This is a genomic window from Streptomyces sp. NBC_00388, assembly GCF_036061255.1.
Lineage (GTDB): Bacteria > Actinomycetota > Actinomycetes > Streptomycetales > Streptomycetaceae > Streptomyces.
Window position 1 is genome coordinate 3137182 of the sequence record NZ_CP107948.1, and the last position, 22424, is coordinate 3159605.

18 protein-coding genes and 1 tRNA gene are annotated in these 22424 nt (G+C 72.2%); 11 read left to right on the plus strand and 8 right to left on the minus strand.

What is annotated here, in order from left to right:
* Positions 1 to 120: 120 nt before the first annotated feature.
* Positions 121 to 795, plus strand: coding sequence for a MerR family transcriptional regulator (locus OG917_RS14150; protein WP_328321871.1), 675 nt, complete (start codon positions 121 to 123; stop codon positions 793 to 795).
* Positions 796 to 852: 57 nt separating this feature from the next.
* On the opposite strand, the gene OG917_RS14155 is transcribed toward OG917_RS14150, so the two are convergent.
* Positions 853 to 1656, minus strand: coding sequence for an exodeoxyribonuclease III (locus tag OG917_RS14155; protein WP_328317956.1), 804 nt, complete (start codon positions 1654 to 1656; stop codon positions 853 to 855).
* Between the two features lie 62 nt (positions 1657 to 1718).
* Between OG917_RS14155 and OG917_RS14160 the strand changes: the two genes are divergently transcribed.
* Entirely contained in the window at positions 1719 to 2213 is a 495-nt protein-coding gene (locus OG917_RS14160; protein ID WP_328317957.1) for a GNAT family N-acetyltransferase, read from the plus strand.
* An 84-nt stretch (positions 2214 to 2297) separates the two neighbouring features.
* Here OG917_RS14160 and OG917_RS14165 read toward each other — a convergent pair whose 3' ends face one another.
* Positions 2298 to 3083: an SAM-dependent methyltransferase gene (locus OG917_RS14165; protein WP_328317958.1), complete on the minus strand. Its 786-nt coding sequence runs from the start codon at positions 3081 to 3083 to the stop codon at positions 2298 to 2300.
* A 196-nt stretch (positions 3084 to 3279) separates the two neighbouring features.
* Between OG917_RS14165 and OG917_RS14170 the strand changes: the two genes are divergently transcribed.
* Positions 3280 to 6087 (plus strand): glycoside hydrolase family 2 protein, encoded by a 2808-nt coding sequence (locus tag OG917_RS14170; RefSeq protein ID WP_328317959.1) that lies wholly within the window; start codon positions 3280 to 3282, stop codon positions 6085 to 6087.
* Between the two features lie 93 nt (positions 6088 to 6180).
* On the opposite strand, the gene OG917_RS14175 is transcribed toward OG917_RS14170, so the two are convergent.
* The 3 genes from OG917_RS14175 to OG917_RS14185 all read right to left on the minus strand — a co-directional run bounded on the left by OG917_RS14175 (position 6181) and on the right by OG917_RS14185 (position 9345).
* The gene (locus OG917_RS14175; protein WP_328317960.1) at positions 6181 to 6774 is read right to left on the minus strand and encodes a TetR/AcrR family transcriptional regulator; all 594 of its coding nucleotides are present in this window, start codon (positions 6772 to 6774) and stop codon (positions 6181 to 6183) included.
* 142 nt (positions 6775 to 6916) lie between these two features.
* A complete protein-coding gene (locus tag OG917_RS14180; RefSeq protein ID WP_328317961.1) occupies positions 6917 to 8383 on the minus strand; it encodes a sulfatase-like hydrolase/transferase in 1467 nt (488 codons plus the stop codon).
* A complete protein-coding gene (locus OG917_RS14185) occupies positions 8380 to 9345 on the minus strand; it encodes a TauD/TfdA dioxygenase family protein (protein WP_328317962.1) in 966 nt (321 codons plus the stop codon). Before OG917_RS14185 ends, OG917_RS14180 begins: the two co-directional genes overlap by 4 nt.
* Positions 9346 to 9877: 532 nt before the next feature.
* Here OG917_RS14185 and OG917_RS14190 point away from each other — a divergent pair.
* The 8 genes from OG917_RS14190 to OG917_RS14225 all read left to right on the plus strand — a co-directional run bounded on the left by OG917_RS14190 (position 9878) and on the right by OG917_RS14225 (position 20182).
* A complete protein-coding gene (locus tag OG917_RS14190; RefSeq protein ID WP_328317963.1) occupies positions 9878 to 11083 on the plus strand; it encodes an ROK family transcriptional regulator in 1206 nt (401 codons plus the stop codon).
* Between the two features lie 102 nt (positions 11084 to 11185).
* Positions 11186 to 11257, plus strand: a complete 72-nt coding sequence (locus OG917_RS14195) for a putative leader peptide (protein WP_328321873.1) — start codon at positions 11186 to 11188, stop codon at positions 11255 to 11257.
* Between the two features lie 379 nt (positions 11258 to 11636).
* Positions 11637 to 13229 carry an ABC transporter substrate-binding protein gene (locus OG917_RS14200; protein WP_328317964.1) on the plus strand — a complete coding sequence of 531 codons (1593 nt, stop codon included), beginning with the start codon at positions 11637 to 11639 and terminating at the stop codon, positions 13227 to 13229.
* Position 13230: 1 nt separating this feature from the next.
* The gene (locus OG917_RS14205) at positions 13231 to 14175 is read left to right on the plus strand and encodes an ABC transporter permease (RefSeq protein WP_328317965.1); all 945 of its coding nucleotides are present in this window, start codon (positions 13231 to 13233) and stop codon (positions 14173 to 14175) included.
* A gap of 4 nt (positions 14176 to 14179) precedes the next feature.
* Complete coding sequence (locus OG917_RS14210) at positions 14180 to 15073, plus strand: ABC transporter permease (protein WP_328317966.1); 894 nt, start codon at positions 14180 to 14182, stop codon at positions 15071 to 15073.
* A complete protein-coding gene (locus tag OG917_RS14215) occupies positions 15070 to 16908 on the plus strand; it encodes an ABC transporter ATP-binding protein (RefSeq protein ID WP_328317967.1) in 1839 nt (612 codons plus the stop codon). The genes OG917_RS14210 and OG917_RS14215 overlap by 4 nt, the downstream gene beginning before the upstream one ends.
* 122 nt (positions 16909 to 17030) lie before the next feature.
* On the plus strand, positions 17031 to 17861 hold the full coding sequence (locus tag OG917_RS14220; protein WP_328317968.1) for a formylglycine-generating enzyme family protein: 831 nt from the start codon (positions 17031 to 17033) through the stop codon (positions 17859 to 17861).
* Positions 17858 to 20182 carry an arylsulfatase gene (locus tag OG917_RS14225; protein WP_328317969.1) on the plus strand — a complete coding sequence of 775 codons (2325 nt, stop codon included), beginning with the start codon at positions 17858 to 17860 and terminating at the stop codon, positions 20180 to 20182. The genes OG917_RS14220 and OG917_RS14225 overlap by 4 nt, the downstream gene beginning before the upstream one ends.
* A gap of 159 nt (positions 20183 to 20341) precedes the next feature.
* On the opposite strand, the gene OG917_RS14230 is transcribed toward OG917_RS14225, so the two are convergent.
* The 3 genes from OG917_RS14230 to OG917_RS14240 form a co-directional block, all read right to left on the minus strand.
* Positions 20342 to 20415: transfer RNA gene (locus tag OG917_RS14230), tRNA-Ala, on the minus strand.
* A gap of 83 nt (positions 20416 to 20498) precedes the next feature.
* Positions 20499 to 21563 carry a divisome protein SepX/GlpR gene (sepX, locus tag OG917_RS14235; protein WP_328317970.1) on the minus strand — a complete coding sequence of 355 codons (1065 nt, stop codon included), beginning with the start codon at positions 21561 to 21563 and terminating at the stop codon, positions 20499 to 20501.
* 244 nt (positions 21564 to 21807) lie between these two features.
* Positions 21808 to 22419: a GNAT family N-acetyltransferase gene (locus OG917_RS14240; protein WP_328317971.1), complete on the minus strand. Its 612-nt coding sequence runs from the start codon at positions 22417 to 22419 to the stop codon at positions 21808 to 21810.
* Between the last annotated feature and the right edge of the window lie 5 nt (positions 22420 to 22424).

Consider the following 22424-nt stretch of genomic DNA (forward strand, 5'->3'; position numbering starts at 1 on the left):
GCACTGTTGGAGCGTAGAGCAGCTTCGTACTCATGGGTAGGGGGCAGACCAAGGAAAGTTCACGCCGGTACGGCATAGGCTTCCGGCGTGGCAGAGGAAAGAACGGGGCGCGAGTACCGCATGGAGGAGCTGGCCGATGCGGCCGGGATCACCGTGCGCACCCTGCGCTTCTACCGCGAGCGCAAACTGATCCCGCCACCACGGCGCGAGGGCCGTATCGCCTGGTACGACGAGCACCACCTGGCCCGGCTGCGCACGATCGCCGCCCTGCTGGAGCGCGGGCACACCCTCAGCGGCATCGCGGATCTCGCCACGGCCTTCGAGAGCGGCCGGGACGTGGGCGGGCTCCTGGGCCTGGCCGCGACCGAACCCCCGGCCTGGACCGAGGAGGAGCCGGTCCGCCTCACCCCGGAGCGGCTCGCGGACTACTTCGAGGGGGAGGTCACGGCGGACAACCTCGCGGCCGCCCTGGACCTCGGCTACCTCGCCACGGACGGCGACGACATCATCCACATCAGCCGCCGCCTGCTGGACGTGTCGGCGGCCCTGGTCCGCCAGGGCGTCCCGCTCGCCGCGGTCCTCGCGGCGGGGCACGAGGTCCGCAAGCACACCGAGACCCTCACGGAACTCTTCTCCACCCTGGTCCGCACCCACCTGCCCGACGAGGACTTCGCCGGGGCGATGGAGCGGGTGCGACCCCTGGCGAAGGACGTGGTGGGGGCGGAGCTCTCGATGTCACTGGACCGGCGGGTGCGGGCGGAGAAGGACGGCGGGAACGGCCCGGGGCCGGAGTAGGCCCCGGCGCCCGCCTGCCGTCGTCCGCCCCCGCGCGCCCCCGGCCGAGCCGCCCGCCTACAGGTCGTAGACCGCCGTCACCGGCGCGTGGTCGCTCCACCGCTCGTCATGCGTGACGGCCCGCTCGACCCAGGCCTTGACCGCCTTCGCGGCCAGCCCGGGGGTCGCCACCTGGTAGTCGATGCGCCAGCCCGCGTCGTTGTCGAAGGCGCGCCCCCGGTAGGACCACCACGAGTACGGCCCCTCCACATCGGGGTGCAGCGCCCTGACCACGTCGACGTAGGCCGCGCCGTCCCCGGCGAAGACGCGCGTCAGCCACTCCCGCTCCTCGGGCAGGAAACCGGAATTCTTCCTGTTGCCCTTCCAGTTCTTGAGGTCGGCCTCCTGGTGGGCGATGTTCCAGTCGCCGCAGACCACGACCTCGCGGCCGTCGGCCGCCGCCCGCTCCCTGAGCCCCTGGAGGTACGGCAGGAACTCCGCCATGAACCGCACCTTCTCGTCCTGCCGCTCCGTGCCGACCTCGCCCGAGGGCAGATAGAGGCTCGCGACCGTCACACCGGGCAGGTCGATCTCGGCGTACCGCCCACTGCCGTCGAACTCCGCACTGCCGAATCCGATCTGCACCCGCTCCGGCTCACGCCGGGCGTACAGCGAAACGCCCGCGCGCCCCTTGGCGGCGGCCGGGGCGTGCACGGTGAACCAGCCCTCCGGCTCGCGGACCTCGCCGGTCAGCTGCTGGGGCTCGGCCCGGACCTCCTGGAGGCAGATCACATCGGCGTCGGTCCGCGCCAGCCACTCCACGAAGCCCTTCTTCGCAGCGGCGCGCAGTCCGTTCACGTTTACGGTTGTCACAGTGAGCATCACGGCACCCTACCGACACCGCTCATCCCCACCCACCTCTGCATAGATGTACGGTTCTCCGCATGAATATCCTGCCGGTCCGCTACGACCACCCCGACGCCGTCAAGCTGAACGACCAGGTCCAGCTCGAATACGCCGAGCGCTACGGCGACGAGGGCGACATCACCCCGCTCGATGCCACGATGTTCGATCCGCCCTCCGGTCTCTACCTGCTGGCGTACGACGAGACCGGCAGACCGGTGGCCACCGGCGGCTGGCGGAACCAGGACGGCGCGGCCGACCACGGGTACTCCCCCGGCGACGCCGAGCTGAAGCGGATGTACGTGGTCCGCGAGGCGCGCGGTCTGGGTCTGGCCCGCCGCATCCTGGCCGCCCTGGAGGAGAGCGCCCGTACGGCGGGCCGTACCCGCATGGTGCTGGAGACCGGGGACCGGCAGCCCGAGGCCATAGCGCTCTACACCTCCAGCGGCTACGCGCCCTGCACGAAGTTCGGCCACTACCGGGAGTACGAGAGCAGCCGCTGCTTCGCGAAGGCGCTCACACCGGCCGCGGACTGACCGGGCCCGACCCCACCCGGGCAGCCGGGCAGGCAGGCAGGCAGGCAGGCAGGCAGGTAGGCAGGTAGGCAGGCAGGCGAACGCTCAGCCGACCCGGGCGACACCCACGTAGAAACCGCTCCGCTCCTTCTCCGGAGCAGGCCCGTCCTGGTACCACTCCGCCGCGGGCACCAGCCCCGGCGCGACGAGGTCGAGCCCCTCGAAGAACGGCTCCACCTCGGCCCGGGTGCGCATCCGCAGCGAGATGGCGCCGTTGCGGTACGCCGCCCTCGTCTCGTCCGCCAGCTCCGGGTGCTGGTCCGCCGTACCGTGCGAGAGGACCAGCCAGCTGCCCGGCGGCAGCGCGTCCACCAGGGTGCGCGTGATGCCGTACGGGTCCTGGTCATCGGGAAGGAAGTGCAGCAGCGCGATCAGCGACAGGGCGACCGGCCGACCGAAGTCGAGCAGTTCCCGGGCGCGTTCGAGAATCAGCTCCGGCTCGCGCACATCCGCGTGGATGTAGTCGGTGGCGCCCTCGGGGCTGCTGATGAGCAGCGCCTCCGCGTGGCGCAGCACGATCGGGTCGTTGTCCGCGTAGACGACCCGGGCGGCGGGCGCGACCGCCTGGACGACCTGGTGCAGATTGGGCGCGGTCGGAATGCCCGTACCGATGTCGAGGAACTGATCCACCCCGTTGCGCGCCAGCCACGCGGCCGCACGGTGCATGAAGGCCCGGTTCCGTGCGGCGTTGCCACGCGCCTCCACCGGCAGTTTCTCGCCGACCTGCTGGTCGACCGGGTAGTTGTCCTTGCCGCCCAGGAGCCAGTCGTAGACGCGCGCCGGATGGGGTCTGCTGGTGTCGATCAGAGGCTTGTCACTGCCGGCCGTCACGGGATGCTCCTCGGGTGTTCGAATCGCGTGCCTACAAGGTAGCCGGGCATGCGGCCGGGGGGCGCGGGGGTGAGCGACCGGTCGGACCGCCGCCGCTCAAGCAGGGTTCCTGCACGATCCCTTGACAAAGGAACCGGGCCTGCCGAGCATGGAATTCACAGAGCTTGACAACGTTGTCAAACGTATCGGGAGCGACGTGACCCAGTTGAATCGCAGGCGATTCCTGTCCAGTGGGACCGCCATCGCAGGTGCCGGTGTCCTCGGAGCGATCGGGCTGCCCGGCGTCGCCGCCGCAGCGCCGGGCGCCGCCGCGGGCACCCGCCCCCTCCGCACCGGCGGCCACGAGATCACCAGCGGCTGGACCTTCACGGCGGCCGACGGCACGGCCGTGCCCGGCGGCGGACAGGCCAGTGCGGAGCACATCGCCGGGATGAAGCCGGCCGTCGTGCCGGGAACGCCGCTCACGAGCATGATCGCCAACGGCGAGTACCCGGATCCGCTGTACGGCCACATCGTGACCGACACGGTCCCGGACACCCTCAAGGACACCGGCTACTGGTACCGGGTCGCGTTCCCCGTGCCGCGGCTGGTCCCGGGGCAGCGGTTCTGGCTGCAATTCGACGGCATCAACTACCTGGGAACCATCTGGCTCGACGGCACCGAGGTCGGCACCGTCGAGGGCGCGTTCAAGCGCGGTGTCTTCGACGTCACGGACATCGTCGCGAAGGCGGACGGCACGGCTCATCTCGCGGTGCTGGTCGGCACGCTGGACTACACCGACCCGCCGGCCCTGCCGAGCTACGCCAGCGGCGTGACCCGCGGCGGGCGCAACGGCGGCAAGACCGGGATCACCCTGAAGAACGGGCCGACGACCTTCTGCACGGCCGGCTGGGACTGGCTGCCCACCATCCCCGACCGCGACCTCGGCATCTGGCAGCCGGTCACCTGGTCCACCACGGGACCGGTCCGGCTGGCCGACGTCCGCGTCGACCCGGAACTCTCCGCCGATCTGCGCACGGCCGACATCGCGATCGACCTCACCGTCGACAGCGCGTTCGCCAAGGCCCGGTCCGTGGTGGTGAAGGGCTCCCTCGACGGGCACGCGTTCGAAAGGACCGTCACCGTACCGGCGGGCTCGTCCTCGGTCACGGTGACGTCCGAGGACATCGCCGCCCTGCGGCTGAACCACCCGAAGCTGTGGTGGCCCAACGGTTACGGCGAGCCCTACCGCTACCGGCTCACGATCGGTGTCGAGTCCGGTGGGCAGGTCCACGACGAGCGGACGGTGGATTTCGGCATCCGGCGGATCGAGTACACCAAGCCGGTCCAGTCACCGTCCGGCGCCCCGGCCGACTGCCTGGCGATCACCGTCAACAACCAGCCGATCCTGGTGATGGGCGGCAACTGGGGCCTGGACGAGGCACTCAGGCGCATTCCGCGCGAACGCCTGCGTGCGCAGGTGCGGCTGCACCGCGACGCCAACCTCAACCTGATCCGGAACTGGAACGGCCAGAGCAGCACCGAGGACTTCTTCGACGCGTGCGATGCGTACGGCATCCTCGTCTGGCAGGACTTCTTCTGCTCGACCGAAGGCCCTCCGGCGGCGAACGTCGCCCGCGACCTGGACAACATCCGCGACTGCATCGTGCGGTTCCGCAACCACCCGTCGGTCCTGCTCTGGTGCGGCGGCAACGAAGGCCCTCCGCCGCAGCCGCTCATCGACGGCCTGGACTCGCTGGTCGCCGAACTGGACCCCAGACGCGCCGCGCTGACCAGCTCGGCCGGCGACACCGGCAAGGACCCGATCGGCGGGTACAGCTCGGGCGGTCCGTACCACTGGGTCACCCCGAGCACTCATTTCTCCCTCAACGACGGCACCCACTGGCCTCCGTTCCACAACGAGGTCGGCTCGTACTCGATCCCCACGCTCGAATTCATCAAGAAGATGCTGCCCGAGGCGTCGTGGGAGCACCCGGACGACTTCTGGGCCGACCGCGATGTCAACGGCAACGGGGGCAACGGCGGCGGAGCGGGATATCTCAAGCTCACCGCGGAGCGCTACGGCGAGCTGCGCAACCTCCCGGACTTCGCCCGCAAGTCCCAGCTGATGAACTACGAGTGCATCAAAGCGATCTATGAGGCGCACGCCGCCAACATGGCGAGCGCCGCACCGGGCAAGCCGTATCCGCGCACCGGCGTCATCATGTGGATGACCAATCCCGCCCAGCCCAGTTTCGTCTGGCAGATGTACAGCCACGACCTTGAGGCGCATGCGTCGTTCTACGCGGTCCAGCACGCGTGCCGGCGGGTCAACGTGATCCTCGACAGCCAGACCCTCGACGTGGTGGTGGCCAACCACACCCGGGCAGCGGTGCGGGGCACCGTCGCCGTCACGCTCTACGACCTGAACGGGAAGGAGTTCGCCGCTGCTTCCCTGCGCGTCGGCGGGGCGGCGGCGTCCGACCACACCGTGATCGGCACCCTCGCCCCACAGCTCGGCAGCGCGCCGTCCGACGTCGCCTTCGTCCGGCTCCTGTTCAAGGACGCGCACGGCACGGAGCTGGTCCGCAACTTCTACTGGGTCGAGAATCCGGTCCGGGCAGCGGGATTCGTGAGCCTGGACGACGCACCCGCAGCCGCCGTCTCCGTCGTGGCCCGCGCACAGCACGGGCGGGACGGTGTCGGGCTGACGGTGGAGGTCGAGAACACCGGCCGGGCGGTAGCGCTGATGCTGCACCTCCAGGTGTACGACACCCGGACCGGCGAACGCGTCCTGCCCGCCACGTTCAGCGACAACTACCTGAACCTGGCAGCCGGCGAATCCGGCACCGCCCGGGTGCGGCTGGACAGCGAGCAGGCCAGGCGCCACCAGGACATCGGCGTACGGATCGACGGCTGGAAGATCGACCAGCACGCTTCCCGGCTGCGCGGGCACGGAGTGGCCGTCACCTTCAACCAGCCGGCCCTGTCGGCCCATCCGCCGACGAAGACCTTCGGCGGCTGACCGGAACGCGCGCGGGTGCGGCCGGCCACCGCCGGCCGCACCCGTCGACGGGACCCGCTGGTCTCCCGCTCCCTGGCCTCACGCGCCCTGGTCTCACGGAGCCAGTGAACGCCAGATCCGCTCCGGCAGGATCCGGGCGGCCTCGTCGAGATCGACGTCGCCGACGCCCGAGAGCCACCGGCGGGCCACTCCGACGACCGGCCCGAGCGCCAGCGACTCGATCAGCGGCAGCGGAAGCGGGGCGAGTTCACCGGCGAGGACGCGCGGCCCGATCCACTGGGCGAAGGCCGAGATACGCGCCTCCTGGCTGTCGCGCAACTCCCTGGCCTGCCCCATGGTGCGGCTGTCGGCCGCTGCGGAGTGCAGGAGCACGGCCGCGCCCGGGTGTTCCTGGATGAAGGACAGATAGGCCCGGACGAGAGCGCGGATACCGGTACGGGCGGTGCGCGCACCCTGCAGGGCAGCCGCCAGCTCGCCGAGCAACCGGGTCAGCCAGCGGTCCGTCAGCGCGGCGACCAGCCCGTCGACGCTGCCGAAGTGGTGGTAGAGGCTCCCCATGCTGACCCCGCTGACCTGCGTGACCGCGCCGACGGTGACGCCTCGCGGGCCCTCGGCCGCGTAGAGGCGCAGTGCGACGTCGAGGAGCAAGTCGGCCGTGGCCTCGCCGCGTTGCTGCTTCGGGCTCATGGATCGCCTCTCCGCCACCCCCGTGGTTTCTGGAAACTTCCTCCAATTCTAAGGGGGGTCCGAGGGGGCAGAGGGCTGACATGCGGGGCTGACGTGCGGGGCCGGGGGAGCCGGCGGGGCAGACTCGCGGGAGCCGGGGCCTTCAGTGCCCGAACCGCACCCCCTCCCAGGGCACTTCAGCGGGAAAGGACTCCACCCTGCGCTGACCGGCGGGGCGCGGAGCGGCCCGCTCGATCACGGGTTTCGCCTCCTCGATCAGCTCCAGCCACTCCAGCAGGGCGTCCCGCAGCCCGTCCGCGACCGACCGGTGCGAGTCGAGTCCGGCCAGGTTGTCCAGCTCGTACGGGTCGGACGCCAGGTCGTAGAGCTCCGCCTCCCGGTAGCGCTCCGCGTCCGGCTCGTTCCAGGCGTCCGCGCCCGGAGCCTCCACGGCGTACTTCCAGCGGCCGGTACGCAGGGCCCGGCCCACCCGGTCCTCGCTGATCTGCACGAACACGGAGTCGGGGCGGCCCGGATCACGGCCGCCGCCGGTCAGCGGCAGCAGGGAGCGCCCCTGTACACCGTCCGGTACGGCGATGCCCGCGGCGTCCAGCAGTGTCGGCATCAGGTCCACGGTGCCGACGGGCCGGCGGACGAGTCCGCCGCCGGTGAAGCCCGGACCGGTCAGCGCCAGCGGTACACGCACCGACGCTTCGTGGGCCGAGCGCTTGTACTCGCTGTTGCGGGTACGGAAATGGGAACCGTGATCCGCGGTCCAGGCAAGCACCGTGTTGTCCTCGGTCCCCAGACTGCGCAGTGCGTCGCGCAGCCGGCCCACCCCCTCGTCGACCCGCTTGATCTGGCCGAGGTATCCGGCGATGTGGCGGTGCGCGCCGCCTTGCGGGGCGCCCGGCCCGAGAGCGGCCAGATCCGGTGGCAGCCAGGCGCCCTCGTACCGCTCGCGGAAGCCGGCGGGGGCCGGGTAGTCGTCGGTGGGGTTCTGGTGGTGCGGTTCCAGCAGGGAGAGGAAGAGCAGATACGGGCGGTCGTGGTGGTCGGCCACGAACCGGATCGCCGCGTCGATCAGCGCGTCCGAGCGGTAACCGGGCAGCCTGACCGCTTCGCCCTCCTCGTCGTACACCACCGTGCGGTAGGCGTCGGAGGTGAATTCCAGCCGGTCCGACGCGAGCCACTTCTCGTACCCGCCGCGCCGGCCGGGCGGTACGGGACCGTCCGGGCCTTCGTCCCCGGCGAGGTGCCACTTGCCGATGTACCCGGTCGTGTACCCGGCCCCGGCGAACGCGCCGGCCAGGGTGGGGATGTCCTGCGGAAGCGGGAGACCGTTGCGGAAGACTCCGGTCGCGGTCGGGAAGCGCCCGGTCTGCAGAGCGGAACGTGCGGGCGCGCAGACCGGGTTGGGGGTGATCGCCTGCTCGAACAGGGTGCCCCCGTGGGCGACGCGGTCGAATTCCGGTGTCACCCCCGCCGGATTTCCGTGCACGCCCGCCGTGTCCCAGCGCTGCTGGTCCGTGAGGACCACGATCACCTGCGGCGGCGCACCGGCGGCCCCGGGCGCCGTGGCGCCCCCGTCCGCCGGTGCGCCGCCGCCGTACGGAGCTGAGCCGCTCACACGCCCGCCTTCTCCGCCACCCGGGCGTCCGAGCCACCCGATGCGATGCCGAAGGCGGGTGCGGGCACCTCCGCAGGGGAGATGAGGGTGGAGGGGCGGCCGTCCACGCCGACGGGGATGTCACCGTCGATGGTGACGCGGCGCAGCTTGCGCTCGTGGTCGTCGGAGTCGTCCACGCCGTAGTGCTGGGTGGCGCGGTTGTCCCAGATGGCGACGTCGCCCGTCTGCCACTGCCAGCGCACGGTGTTCTCGGGGCGCTCGATGTGCGACTGGAACAGATCGACGAGAGCCCGGGAGTCCCGGCCGGTGAGCCCGCTGATGCGCTGGACGAAGTTCCCCAGGAGCAGCACGCGTTCACCGGTCTCGGGGTGGACCCGTACCACCGGGTGTTCGGTGAGGAACTTCGTCGAGGTGAACACCTTCTGGTACTGGGCGAGGGCCTCCGGGCGGGCTTCGGGACGCAGGGCCACGTAGTCGTAGTCGTTGGAGTGGACCGCCCGCAGGACATCGGCGAGGGCGCGCAGCGGTGCGGGGAGCCCGGCGTAGGCCGCGGCGGTGTTGGACCACAGGGTGTTGCCGCCGTACGGCGGGATGACGACGGCGCGCAGGATCGAGAAGGCGGGGTAGGCGGGCACGAAGGTGACGTCGGTGTGCCACTGGTTGGCCCGGCCGCCGTGGTCGGAGTCGATGCCGAGCGAGTAACGGCCGTCGGCCGAAGGGACGGTGGGGTGCGCGACCGGCGTGCCGAGCAGCCGGCCGAAGGCCTCGTGGCTGTCCTCGTCGAGCTGGTCCTGGCCGCGGAAGAAGACGACCTTGTGGGCGAGCAGCGCGTCCCGGACGGCGGTGACGGTCGCCGGGTCGAGGTCGCCCCCGATGCGCACTCCGGAGATGACGGCGCCGATCCGGCCGCCGAGCTTCTGGACGGTGACGGTGGTGGCGGGAGCGGTGGTCGCTGAGGACATGACGGGATTCCCTTCGGGAGCCGAGATCGTCGAGTGATTAATCTCGGAGAGGAATTAATGAGGCCGAGCGTCGGAATGGGAGGAGCAGACGGTGGGCGAGGCGGGTGGAGAGCCGGCGTCATGGGGCGGTGCGGAGCCGCCGGGGCTACGGAACGGCGCGACCGGAGCGTGCGGTCAGGCGGCGGTACAGAAGCCCGGACACGCCAGCGGCGCTGCGGAGCGGGCGGCGTGGGCGGGCCACGCCTCGGGAACGGCCGTCGCGGACATGCCCCGGAGGTTTCCAGCGCCCGTCGGCCCGCGTCAAGAGTGCCCCGGCGCCCGGGCGGTGTCGTGCGGTGGTTGAATCGGCGCCTGCACGGGGCCTGCGAAACCCCGGCCCACGCACGGTGAAATCGCCTCTGACCATGGGTTCTTCCCCGGCCCTGAGGCGAGCCGCGCCCCCCGCTCCCGCACCGGCCGGGGACGGTGGCGCGATTTCATGCCACCGTAATGTTGCGACCGCCCCGGCGCCGCAGGACCGAAGGAAGACCTCATGACAGCCGCTCCCCGGGCCACCCGTACGACCGGTGACGGCCGCCGCGAGGCCAACGCCGCCTCGGTGCTGCGCACCGTGCTCGACCACGGGCCCGTCGCCCGGCGGACGATCGCCACGCTCTCCGGCCTCAGCCCGGCAGCCGTCTCACGCCAGTGCACCGACCTCGTCCGCCTCGGCCTGGTACGGGAGTTGCCGGATCTGACGGCGAGTACCGGTGTCGGCAGGCCGCAGATCCCGGTCGACCTGCACACCGGGGAGTCGGGCGGTCCGGTGGCGGGCGGTGTGCACATCGGTGTGCCCGCGTCGACGTTCGGCCTGCTGGACCTGCGCGGCCGGCTGCTGGACGGGCGCAGGCTCTCGCACGACGGCATCGACCCGGCCGACCTTCCGCGCCGGATCCTGGAAGGGCTGCGCGGGTTCCTCGCCGACACGGCCGGGAGCCGCCCACTGCTCGGGGTGGGCGCGGCGCTCGGCGGCTGGGTGGACCCCGGTCCCGGGACGGCCGTACGCCATGACGCGCTGGGCTGGCGCGGCCGGCCGCTCGCCGCTGAACTCGCCCGTGGCCTGGGCGGACTTCAGGTGCGGATCGACAATCATGCCCGGGCCATCGCCCAGTCCGAGATCCTCTTCGGCCGCCCGGAGGCGCGCCGGAGTCTGGTCCACCTCTTCATCGGCAACGTGGTCGACGCCGCTCTCGGTATCGCGGGTGTCGTCCACCAGGGGCCCGGTTCCGGCGCGGGCGACGTGGCGCATCTGCCCGTCCCCGACTCCACGGTCTCCTGCCCCTGCGGGCGGTCGGGCTGCCTGGAGGCGACGGTCTCCAACACGGCCGTCGGGCGGACCGCCGTACGGCGTGGGATCGTTCCCGAACCGGATGTGTCCCTGGTGGTGGACGCGGCGGCGGCCGGCGACCGGCGCGCGGACCGGCTGCTGCGGGAAAGGGCCCGCGCGGTGGGCCGGGCCGCAGCCCTGCTGCTGGACGTCCTCAACCCGGACCTGATCGTGGTCACGGAGTACGCCAGCCTTGTCGATCCCGGGTACCTGGAGGAGATCCGGGGCGCCGCGGTCGATCTGTCGCACGTCTGCGGCGACCCCGAACGGATTGTGGGGCCGCATGCCGGAACGGCGGCCCTGCCCGTGGCGGCGGGCACGATCCTGCTGAACCCGCTGTTCAGGAACCCTCTGACGGTGTCCGGCCAGTAGGCGGCGGAGGCGGGGAGACGGGCAGCCCCGGTATCAGGATCCGGACGGAGTGTGTTGACCGTCCGCCGGAGCCGCTGTCATATTGCTCCCGTGAACCCGGACATGCGCCTCGTCTCCCGCAGGCACGTCGACCTCTGTCGGCAGGCCAGCGCGGTCTGTGCCGTCCACGGCTGACCGGAACGGCTGACCGGAACGGCTGACTGGAACAGCTTCCCTGCGGGCCGGGTCCGGATGCCCGTAGCCCCCGGTCGGCGCGGCCCCTTCGGCGTCACGCTCCCGGTCCGACCGAGCCGGCCCCCGGATTGCCCGGCGGTCCCGGCCACCGGCCCGCCACCTCCGCCAGGCCGGTCGGCTCTCCCCCGCGGCCACGCTCATCCGTGACCCCCACACCTTTCACGCGCCCGGGGCCCCGCACAGCCCCTCAGTCGTCACGCCGTACCCCGCTGCGGATCCATTCGTACCGCAGCGGAAGCAATACCCCGGCGCGCCCGCCCCACCGGACCGCCGCCCTTGACCGTCCTTCACCGTCCCTCACCGTCACAGGCAGGTTTCGATGACCGAGCTCCATCCCTCCATGCCCAACGGGCCTTCCCGACGCACCACATTGCGCGCCGCGGGGGGCGGCACCCTGATGTCGGCGCTGGGGCTGGCGGGCTGCCGGTCGGCGGTCTCGGATGCCTCGTCCGGGTCGAAGAGCACCGCTGCCGCACCCCGGCGCGGCGGCACGCTCAACGCAGCCGTCAACAGCGACTTCACCCCCGGCCTGCTCTTCTCGCAGAGCAACCAGTCCCTGCAGCACCGGCTGATCTACAACACCCTGACCCGGTACGACGACCGCCTGGAACCGCAGCCGGAGCTCGCCACCTCCTGGACGTACGCCGAGGACGGGCGCAGCATCACGCTCAGGCTGCGTGAGGGCGTCACCTTCCACAACGGCCGGAAGTTCACCGCCGACGATGTCATCTTCGCGGTGAAGAATCTGCAGAACCCGGTGCGCGCGGCCCAGTTGCGGAGCACCGCTGCCACGGTCACCGGCTTCGAGAAGCGCGGGGATCACGAGCTCGTCCTGAAGCTCGCCCATCGCGTGAACAATCTCTTCGACCTCTTCGAGTTCATGATCATCACGGATCCGTCCTCGGTCGAGTCCGCTGTCACCGGCAAGAAGCTGATCGGCACAGGCCCGTTCGCGCTGAAGAAGTGGAGCCCCGGCTCCGGGCTGAGCCTGACCCGTCACGACGGCTACTGGCTGCCGGGCCGCCCGTATCTCGACCGGGTGGAGATACGGGTGATACCCCAGGCCGACGCCCTGATCTCCTCCCTGCGCTCCGGCCAGTCCCAGCTCTCCTTCGACGTCCCCGGCAAGAGTCTCGGGGTGGTCAAGGCCGCCCCGAAGCTCGGCATCACCACCTACGACACCGGCGCCGGCGCCGTCTACCTCGGCGCCAACACCACGGTCTCCCCGCTGAACGACCGGTCCGTACGGCAGGCCATCGCCTGGTCCGTCGACCGCGAGCGGCTCCTCGCGCAGACCCTCGGTGGCTACGGTCTCGCCTCCGCCGCCCCGTGGCCCAAGTCGTCGCCCGCCTACTCCGAGGCCCACCGCACCCACTACACCCACAACCCGGGGAAGGCCCGCGAACTGCTCCGGGCCGCCGGCCACGGCAAGCTCGAACTGGACCTGCTGCACATCGCGTTGCCCAGTGACACGGCGATCGCCGAGGCCCTCCAGTACGACCTGAAACAGGTGGGCATCGACGTCACGCTCCAGCCCACCGACTCGGCGACCGCCCAGAAGAAGCTGATCTCCCAGGACATGCCGGCCCTGTGGACCATGAGCCACGGCTTCGCCCAGGTGCAGCCCTCCACCCTGGCTGTGAGCGCCTATCCGTTCAACGAGGCCAAGAACACCTCGAAGTACCGCTCCGCCCACTACACGCAGGTCGTGCGGGAGGCGTGGACCGAGCCCGAGACGAGTACGGCGCGGGCCAACACCCTGCACGACGAGATCTCCGGGATCCTGCTCGACGAGGCGTTCATCATCGACCTGGTCGTCCGCGGCCAGGTCCAGGTCGCCGCCCGCGGGCTGCACGGCATCACCCTGAACAAGTTCTCGTACCTCGACCTCGACCACGCCTACCTGGTGTGACATGCGCAGCTACCTGCTCCGGCGGCTGCCGTCCGCCCTCCTCGTCCTGCTCGCCGCCTCCTTCCTGATCTTCACGATCCTGCGGCTCGTCCCCGGCGACCCCGCGACCACCCTCGCCGGACCCGACGCGGACGCGGCGACCGTCGCCGCCATCCGCGACCGGCTCGGTCTCGACGCACCGCTGCTCTCCCAGTACACGCACTGGATCGGCTCCCTGCTCAGGGGAGACCTCGGGCCTTCGTACGCGGTCGGCGGCCGGACCGCCGACCTGATCGGGAACGGTCTCGGCGCGACCGCCGAACTCACCCTGGGCGCACTCGTGCTGGTCGTCGTGGGCGGCACGGCCTTCGGCGTGCTCGGCGCCACCTCCCGCAGCCGCTGGATCCGGAGCGCCGTCCGGGTGACCACGACCGCGGCCCTCGCCGTACCGCCGTTCGTCAGCGGGGTCCTGCTGGTGTGGCTGTTCGCCGTGGCGCTCGCCGTGCTCCCGCCCGGCGGCCGGGTCTCCTTCCTCACCGCCCCCGACCTGGCCGCGCAGTACCTCCTGCTGCCCGCGCTCTGCCTTGCGCTGCCCAGCGCCGCCGTCCTCGGGCGCTACCTCAAGGACGGCGTCGAGCGCGCGCTCGCCGAGGACTTCATCCGCACCGCCACCGCCGCCGGGGTCACGCCCCGCCGGCTGCTGTGGCGGCACGCCCTGCCGAACGCCCTGCCCCCCGTCGTCACCCTGCTCGGCATGCAGACCGGCCAGCTGCTCGGTGGAGCCGTGCTCGTCGAGGCGATCTTCGCCTGGCCCGGCCTCGGCCAGCTCGCCCAGCAGGGCCTCACCCTCCGCGACTACCCCGTCGTCCAGGACCTCCTGCTGCTCCTGGTCGCCGTCTTCGTCATCGTCCAGCTGCTCACCGACCTCGTGTACGCCTGGGTCGACCCCCGGATCAGGTGGGAGTAACCACATGACCTCGACCACCGATCTCCCGGCCGCCGGGCCGCCCCCGCCCGCAGCGACCCGCGAACCGCGCCGCCCGGCCCGCAGCCGCCACCCCTACCGCAGGGCCCTGTCCACCGCCCGTGGCCGCACCGGTCTCGTCCTGGTCGGCGCGGTGGTAATCGCCGGGCTGCTGGCACCGGTCATCGCCGGGCACGGGCCCACCGACCAGAGCAGCCGGACCCTGGCCGCCCTCGGTACCCACGGGCACCCGCTCGGCACCGACGACCTGGGCCGCGACCTGCTCAGCCGGGTGCTCTACGGCATCCGGGCCGACCTCGGCATCATCGCGCTCGCCGTCCCCGGCGGCGCCGTCATCGGCTGCCTGTTCGCGCTCGCCGCGGCGGCGCACCCGGTCGCCGACACCGTCGTCCAGCGCGTCTTCGACCTCGTGCTCGCGTTCCCGGGGCTGATCCTGGCGCTGGCCATCACCGCGATCCTCGGTCCCGGCAGGCTTCCCGTCATCCTCGTCATCGCTCTCGCCGAGGTCCCCGCCTTCGGGCGGCTGCTGCGCGGCGGCATCCTCGTCCAGCGGGAACAGGAGTACGTCACGGCCGCCCGGGTCGGCGGCAGTTCGGCCCGCCGGGTGCTGGTGCGGCACATCCTGCCGAACGCCGCCGACCCGCTCATCGTCCAGGTCGCCGTGTCGCTGGGCGTGGCCGTCTTCATCGAGGGGGCGATGAGCTTCCTCGGGGTGGGCGTGCGGCCTCCGCAACCCACGCTCGGAGCCGTGCTCAGCCAGTCCATGCCCTATCTCGCCCAGGCCCCGGCCTTCGCGACGGGTCCCCTCATCACCGTGACCGCGCTCGTCCTCGGGCTCTCGCTCGTCGCCGAGGCGCTCAACCGGGAGATACGCCGATGACAGAACCGGAACTGCTGCAGGTCCACGACCTCGGCGTCGAGTTCACCTCCCCCGGCGGCGCGGCCCTGCGTGCCGTACGGGGCGTCTCCTTCACGCTGCGCCGCGGCGAGACCCTGGCCGTCGTCGGGGAGTCGGGCTCCGGCAAGTCCACCACCGCGCTCGCCCTGACACGGATGCTGCCCGGCACCGGCCGCATCACCACCGGCTCCGTCCGCCTGGACGGCCAGGACCTGGCCGCCGCGGACCAGGAGGGACTGCGCCGGGTGCGCGGTGCCCGGATCGGCATGATCTTCCAGGACCCGATGACGGCCCTGAACCCGGTACTGACGGCGGGCCGCCACCTCGACGAGGTGCTCCGCGCCCACGGCAACCACGACCGGGCCGCCCGCCGGGCCCGCGCCGTCGAGCTCCTGGACCGCGTCGGCATCCCCGACCCGCACCGCCGGGCGGACGACTACCCGCACCAGTTCTCCGGCGGTCAGCGCCAGCGCATCCTGATCGCGACGGCCCTGGCCGGCGAGCCGGACATCCTCCTCGCCGACGAACCGACGACCGCGCTCGACGCCACCGTCCAGGACCAGATCCTCACCCTGCTGGCCGACCTCAACCGGGAGACCGGCACCGCGCTGGTGCTCATCACGCACAACATGGGCGTCGTCGCCCGCTCCTGCTCGCGCGTCCTCGTCATGTACGGCGGCACCGTCGTCGAGGACGGCCCCACCGCAGAGGTGCTCGCCCGCCCCCGCCACCCCTACACCGCGGGCCTGCTCGCAGCGGTCCCCCGGCTCTCCGCCCCTGCCGGCACCCGGCTCACCGGCATCCCCGGCAGCCCGCCCGACCTCACCGTGCTCGGTGACGGCTGCGCCTTCGCCGACCGCTGCGCCTTCACCGAGGACCGCTGCCGTACGGAGACCCCAGCGCTCACGCCCGCGGGGGACGGGGTACGGGCCGCCTGCCCGCCCGCCGCGGGCCGCACCGCCCCGCCGGGCACACCCGCCCCCATCGACCGCCCCGCGCCCGGGGCGACCGTCCTGGAAGCAGACGGCCTGCGCAAGACGTACAGGGGCCGCGGCGCCCGGGGGCGCCGCTTCACCGCGCTCGACGGGGTATCCCTGACCCTCGCCGCCGGAGAGACACTCGGCATCGTCGGCGAGTCGGGCTCCGGGAAATCCACCCTGGCCCGGGTCCTGGCACACGCCCACGCCGCGGACGCCGGCCGTCTGCGGCTGCACGGAACGGACGTCACCCGGCCGTCCCGCCGCGAACTGCACGCGGTGCGCCGCCAGGTACAGATGGTCTTCCAGGACCCGTACGCCTCGCTCAACCCGCGGATGACGGTCGGCCGGATCGTCGCCGAGCCCCTGGTCGCCTTCGGTATCGGGGACCGGGAGGAACGGGAGCGGCGCGTCGCCGGGCTGCTGCGCAGGGCGGGGCTCGACCCGGCCGTCGCCGACCGGTACCCCCGCTCCTTCTCCGGCGGGCAGCGCCAGCGCATCGGCATCGCCCGCGCCCTGGCCCCCGAACCGTCGGTCCTCATCTGCGACGAGCCCGTCTCCGCACTCGACGTCTCCGTCCAGGCACAGATCGTCGGCCTCCTCACCGACCTCCAGCGCGACCTCGGTCTCGCCCTGGTCTTCATCGCCCACGACCTGGGGGTGGTCCGGCAGGTCAGCCACCGCATCGCGGTGATGCACCAGGGCCGGATCGTGGAGAGCGGCCCGGCCGACGAGGTCTGCGAGCACCCCCGCGACCCGTACACCCGCGCCCTGCTGGCCGCCGCGCCCGAACCCGTACCCCGGGCGCCGCACCCGCAGCGGAAGGAGGTGCCCGCGTGAGCGCGTGCTGCGCCCCGGGACGTGCCTGTACGGGTGAGGGGGGCCCGGCTCCGATTCCCGTCCCCGCCCTGCGCGGGGCGGGAGCGCGGGCCGTACCGGCGCGGCCCGCCGCCCACCGGCCGATGGCCGAACTGCCGGGCGGTTCCTTCCGGATGGGCGACGCCTTCGGCGAGGGATACCCGGCCGACCGGGAGGGACCCGTGCGCGAGGTGACGGTGGCGCCGTTCGCCATCGCCACCACTGCCGTCTCCAACGCCGAGTGGGCGGCCTTCGCGGACGCCACCAGCTACCGCACCGACGCCGAACACCACGGGAATTCCTACGTGTTCCACCTGCTGCTCCACCCGGCAGCCGGGCGCCACGTCATCGGCCAGGTGCCCGGAGCCCCGTGGTGGCTCGGGGTCGCCGGGGCGTCCTGGGCGGCCCCCGAGGGGCCGGGGTCAGCGCTGGAGGGCCGGGCCGACCACCCCGTCGTGCACATCTCGTACGACGACGCCCGCGCCTACTGCGCGTGGGCCGGGACCCGGCTGCCCACCGAGGCGGAGTGGGAGTACGCGGCCCGCGGCGGCAAGGAGGGCGCCCGCTATCCGTGGGGCGACGAACTCACCCCGGGCGGGCGCGAGATGTGCAACACCTGGCAGGGCCGCTTCCCGCACCGCTCCGACCGCCCGGGCGGACGCACCGGCACCGTGCCGGTCACCGCGTACGAGCCCAACGGCCACGGGCTCCACAACACGTCCGGCAACGTCTGGGAGTGGTGCGCCGACGCCTTCGGCCCCGGAGAACGTGTCATCCGCGGCGGCTCCTACCTGTGCCACGCCTCGTACTGCAACCGGTACCGCGTCGCCGCCCGCTCCCACAACACCCCCGGCTCCTCGACGGGCCACGGCGGCTTCCGCTGCGCCCGCGACCTGACAGCGCCCACCGCCCCGGAAGGACGGCCCGCCCCATGAAGGCCAGGACCAACCCCGCCCGACGCGACCCGTACGAGGGCTTCCCCGGCCGCGTCGGCCGTACCTTCGCCGAGTCGGAGCCGGCCTGGCCGGCGCGCACCGCGCCACCGGAGAAGGCCCCGAACATCGTGGTCGTCCTCGTCGACGACATGGGCTACAGCGACATCGGCCCCTTCGGCTCCGAGATCGCCACGCCCACCCTCACGGCCCTGGCCGAGGAGGGTGTCCGGCTCACCAACTACCACACCATGCCGCTGTGTTCACCGGCCCGCGCCGCACTGCTCACCGGCCTCAACCCGCACCGCGTCGGCTACGCCATGGTCGCCAACTCCGACCCCGGCTTCCCCGGTTACGGCATGGAGATCGCCGACGACATCCCGACCCTCGCCGAGCTGCTCCACGACGCCGGCTACGCCACGTACGCCGTCGGCAAGTGGCATCTGGTGCGCGACTCGGCTTCCAGCGCCGCCGACGACCGGGCCAACTGGCCGCTGCGCAAGGGCTTCGACCAGTACTACGGCGTCCTGGAAGGTCTCACCAGCCTCTTCCACCCGCACCAGCTGGTCCGCGACAACAGCCCGCTGGACATCGACGAGTTCCCCGAGGACTACTACTACACCGACGACATCACCGATCAGGCGATCTCCATGGTGAAGTCGCTGCGCGCCCACGACCCCGACAAGCCCTTCCTCCTCTATCTGGCGCACAACGCCGTACACGGTCCGCTCCAGGCCAAGGAGGAGGACATCGACCGCCACCGGGGCCGCTACGACGAGGGCTGGGACGTCCTGCGCGAGCGGCGGTTCGCCGCCCAGCTCGACGGCGGGCTCTTCCCGCCAGGCACCGAACTGCCCGAGCGGAATACCGAGGCCGGACTCTCGGTGCCCGCCTGGGCCGGCCTGACCGAGGAGCAACAGAAGCTGTACGCGCGCTACATGGAGGTGTACGCCGCACTGGTCGACAACATCGACCAGAACCTGGGTCGGCTCACCGCGACCCTCGAAGCCCTCGGGGAGCTCGACAACACCATCATCGTCTTCACCTCCGACAACGGCGGCACCGGCGAGGGCGGCGCCGAGGGCACCCGCTCCTACTTCAGCCGCTTCGTGCACCACCCCGCGCTGCCCGGCGACTGGACCCCTGACGTGGACCGCGACCCGGCCCTCATCGGCGGCCCGCGCAGCCTGGTGCACTACCCGCGCGGCTGGGGCATGGCCTCCAACACCCCCTTCCGCCTCTACAAGGGGCACACCTACGCCGGTGGTGTCCGCGTGCCGTTCGTGCTGTCGTGGCCCCGGGGCGCCCGCGAAGGCCGGCTCGCCCCCGGCCTGCGCACGCAGTACCAGTACGTCACCGACGTCGCCCCCACCCTGCTGCGGCTGGCCGGTCTTGAGCGCCCGGCCGAGCGGCGCGGCGTCGCGGTCCAGGAGCCGGACGGGGCCGACTTCACGCCCGTACTCGCCGACGCGGATCAGCGGTCCACCCACCCCGAGCAGTACTGCGAGATGACGGGCAACCGCAGCTACTACCGCGACGGCCACAAGCTCGTCACCCTGCACAGGCCCGGCACGCCGTACGACGACTCCGAGTGGGCGCTGTACGACATCAGGACCGACCCGACGGAGATCCACGACCTGGCCCACGGACAGCCCGGACTCGTCAAGGAGCTGTCGGCGGCCTGGGAGGAGGCGGCCCGGATCAACGGCGTCTTCCCGCTGCCCGACGGGAGCGGGGCACTCGCCCGCCGCAACCCGGCGGAACAACGGCTGTCCCGCCCGCTGACCCTGCTGCCCGGTACCCCGGAGCTGGAGCGCTACCGCTCGTCCCGCCTGATCGCGCTGCGCTCGTTCACCATCGACGTGGCCGTGGACGAGCAGGGGGAAGGGGTGCTGGTCTCCCACGGCGACCAGGGCGGCGGCTACAGCCTGTACGTGGAGGACGGCCGGCTCCGCTTCGCCTACAACGAGTACGGAGTGCTCCACGAGACCGACGCCGGCCCGGCGGCACCTGGCACACAGCTGATCACCCTCACCGCCACAGCGGAGCCGGGTCTGCGCTGGGCGTTCACGGTGCGCGCCGGGGGCGAGGTACGGGCCGCGCCGCCCAGCGTGCACCAGCTCATCGGCATGGCCCCGTTCCAGGGGATCAGCGTGGGGATCGACCGGAAGTCCCCGGTCTCCTGGCCCCTGTACGAGCGGCACGGCGCGTTCCGCCACAGCGGCCGGCTGCGGTCGGTGACCTACCGCCCCGGGGAACCGGGGCCGGATTCCCCGGATGCGGTCGCGGCCGCGCTGAAGGATGCGGCGGCGGCGTTCGAGTAGGGCTCAGGGCCGGGGGCCGGGCGGCGGATCGCCCCGGTCCATGGCCGGGCCCGGTGTGGAGGGCGCCCGCCGGTGATCACCGGCGGCTCGGTCACCTGCACCGCGGGACACGCCGAAGAGCCCCCGCCGGACGAATCCGGCGGGGGCTCTGAGCTGCGGTGGACCTGTGGGGATTTGAACCCCAGACCCCCTCGATGCGAACGAGGTGCGCTACCAGACTGCGCCACAGGCCCTTGCAACGAGTGAAACTTTAGCACCCCGGCCGGGGTACTCGGAAATCCGCTCCCCCGCTGGTCACGGTTCCCGCTCCGGCCGCTCACTCATTGGCCGCGCGCGGCCGGTCCTCGTCCTCGTACTGGTCGAAGAGCGGCGTGCGCCCGCGCTCGCGAGCGCGGCGGGCCGCCGAAGCCTGCCGGTCCTGGGAGGCGTCCGGGTCGGGGCCGTCCTCCGGTGCCGGTTCGGCCACGCTGGACGAGCGGGCGGAGCTCCAGGTGTCGGGAGCCCCGAGGTCGATGCTGCCGGGCGCGCGGGGCGCGACCGGTGCGGTGACGTATGTCGGCAGCGGCACCGGGACGGGCTCCCAGCTGTCGCCGTGGTCCCGGCCGCGCTCGCGCTGCTGGTCGACCCACTCCGCGTGGTCCGTCTGCTCGACCAGGGCACGGCGGCCGGCCTCCTGCGCGGAGACCGCCGGAGCGGGCTCGGGCGCGGGGTGCCGGGAGGTGGATTCGTCGTGCTGCCCGGCCGCGCCCGCGCCGGGGCGGCGGGGACGGTTCTCCCGCAGCCGCTGCGCGGCGACCTCGGCCCTGCGCCGGTCCATCGTGAAGGCGAAGCGGCGCCGCTCCTGGGTCCGCAGATACACGATGTAGGTGCTCAGCAGCACCGCGGGCACGGCGGGCACCCAGAGGAGGCCGAGCCCGCCGACCGCGGCGACGATCGCACCGACGGTGAACGCCAGGAAGATGAGCACGGTGGTGCGTCTGCGGCGGGCGAGGACTTTCAGGCGCCGGGCACGCTCGGCGGCGGGGCCGCCGGCGGGGGCGCCCCTGCGTGGCTGCGGAGCGGGCCGCTCCGGGCGGTCCTCCGGCTCCTGCAGATCCACCGAGGACATGGCGAAGGCCCGGACGTCGACAGAACTCGGGGAGTCCGTCGCACCGTCCGGCACCGCATCGTCGGGAGCACCCTCACCGGCTGCGCGCTCCTGAAGCTCCCTGGCGTACCGGCGCTCCATTCCCGCCCGTCCGGACAGCAGCCGGATGGCGGTGCTGAAGCGTTCCGTCGGACGGGCCTCGTTCAGCTCGTCCTGCCTGCGGAGCCACATCGGCACCAAGTAGGCGGCCCAGGCCCCGACGATGACTGCGTAGATGAGGCCACTACTGCTCACCCTCACACCGTAGAGGGGTCCGCATGGGGCCATCTGCCAATTGGCCCGGTGTGTCGCGCGATCACGCTGATATCTCGAACTTTTTTTGTGATTGTTCGGATCAACGGTCTCCGAATGTGGGCGTGTTCACTACGGAACGCGCTCGATTGGCCGCCTCTTTCGAACACTTATTTTATTTACGGGCTCTTCGGGTGAGATGTCGGAGAACCGGCCGCAGTGCGTCCGGAACGGATTCCGGCGGTCGTCAGAGCAGCTTCCCGGGCGTTCCCGGACGCGCCCGGCGCCACCTGCTGAGCAGCCCGTCCGGGACCTCGTCGGCGGTCAGCGCGTAGACCAGATGGTCACGCCAGCCCCCGTCGATGTGGAGATAACGCGGCCGCAGCCCCTCCTCGCGGAATCCGAGTTTCTCCACGACCCGGCGGCTCGGCGCGTTCTCCGGACGAATGCAGACCTCGATGCGGTGCATACCCACGGTGCGGAAACAGTGGTCGACGGCGAGCGCCACGGCGGTCGGCATGACGCCCCGCCCCGCGACCTCGCGGTCGACCCAGTAACCGACATGGCCCGAGCACATCGACCCCCAGGTGATCCCGGCGACGGTCAACTGGCCGACCAGCCGTCCCTGGTGCTCGATCACGAAGGGCAGCATCCGCCCGGCGTGCGCCTCCGAGCGCAGGTGCCGCACCATCTGCCGGTACGTGGGGCGCTGCGCGACCGGGCCGCCCGGCGCGGGCGGCGGGACGGTCGCCTCCCAGGGGCGCAGCCAGTCGCGGTTGCGCCGGTTCACCTCGCGCCAGGTCTTCTGGTCCCGCAGTTTTATCGGGCGCAGGGCAACAGGGCCTTCTGCCAGTTCCACGGGCC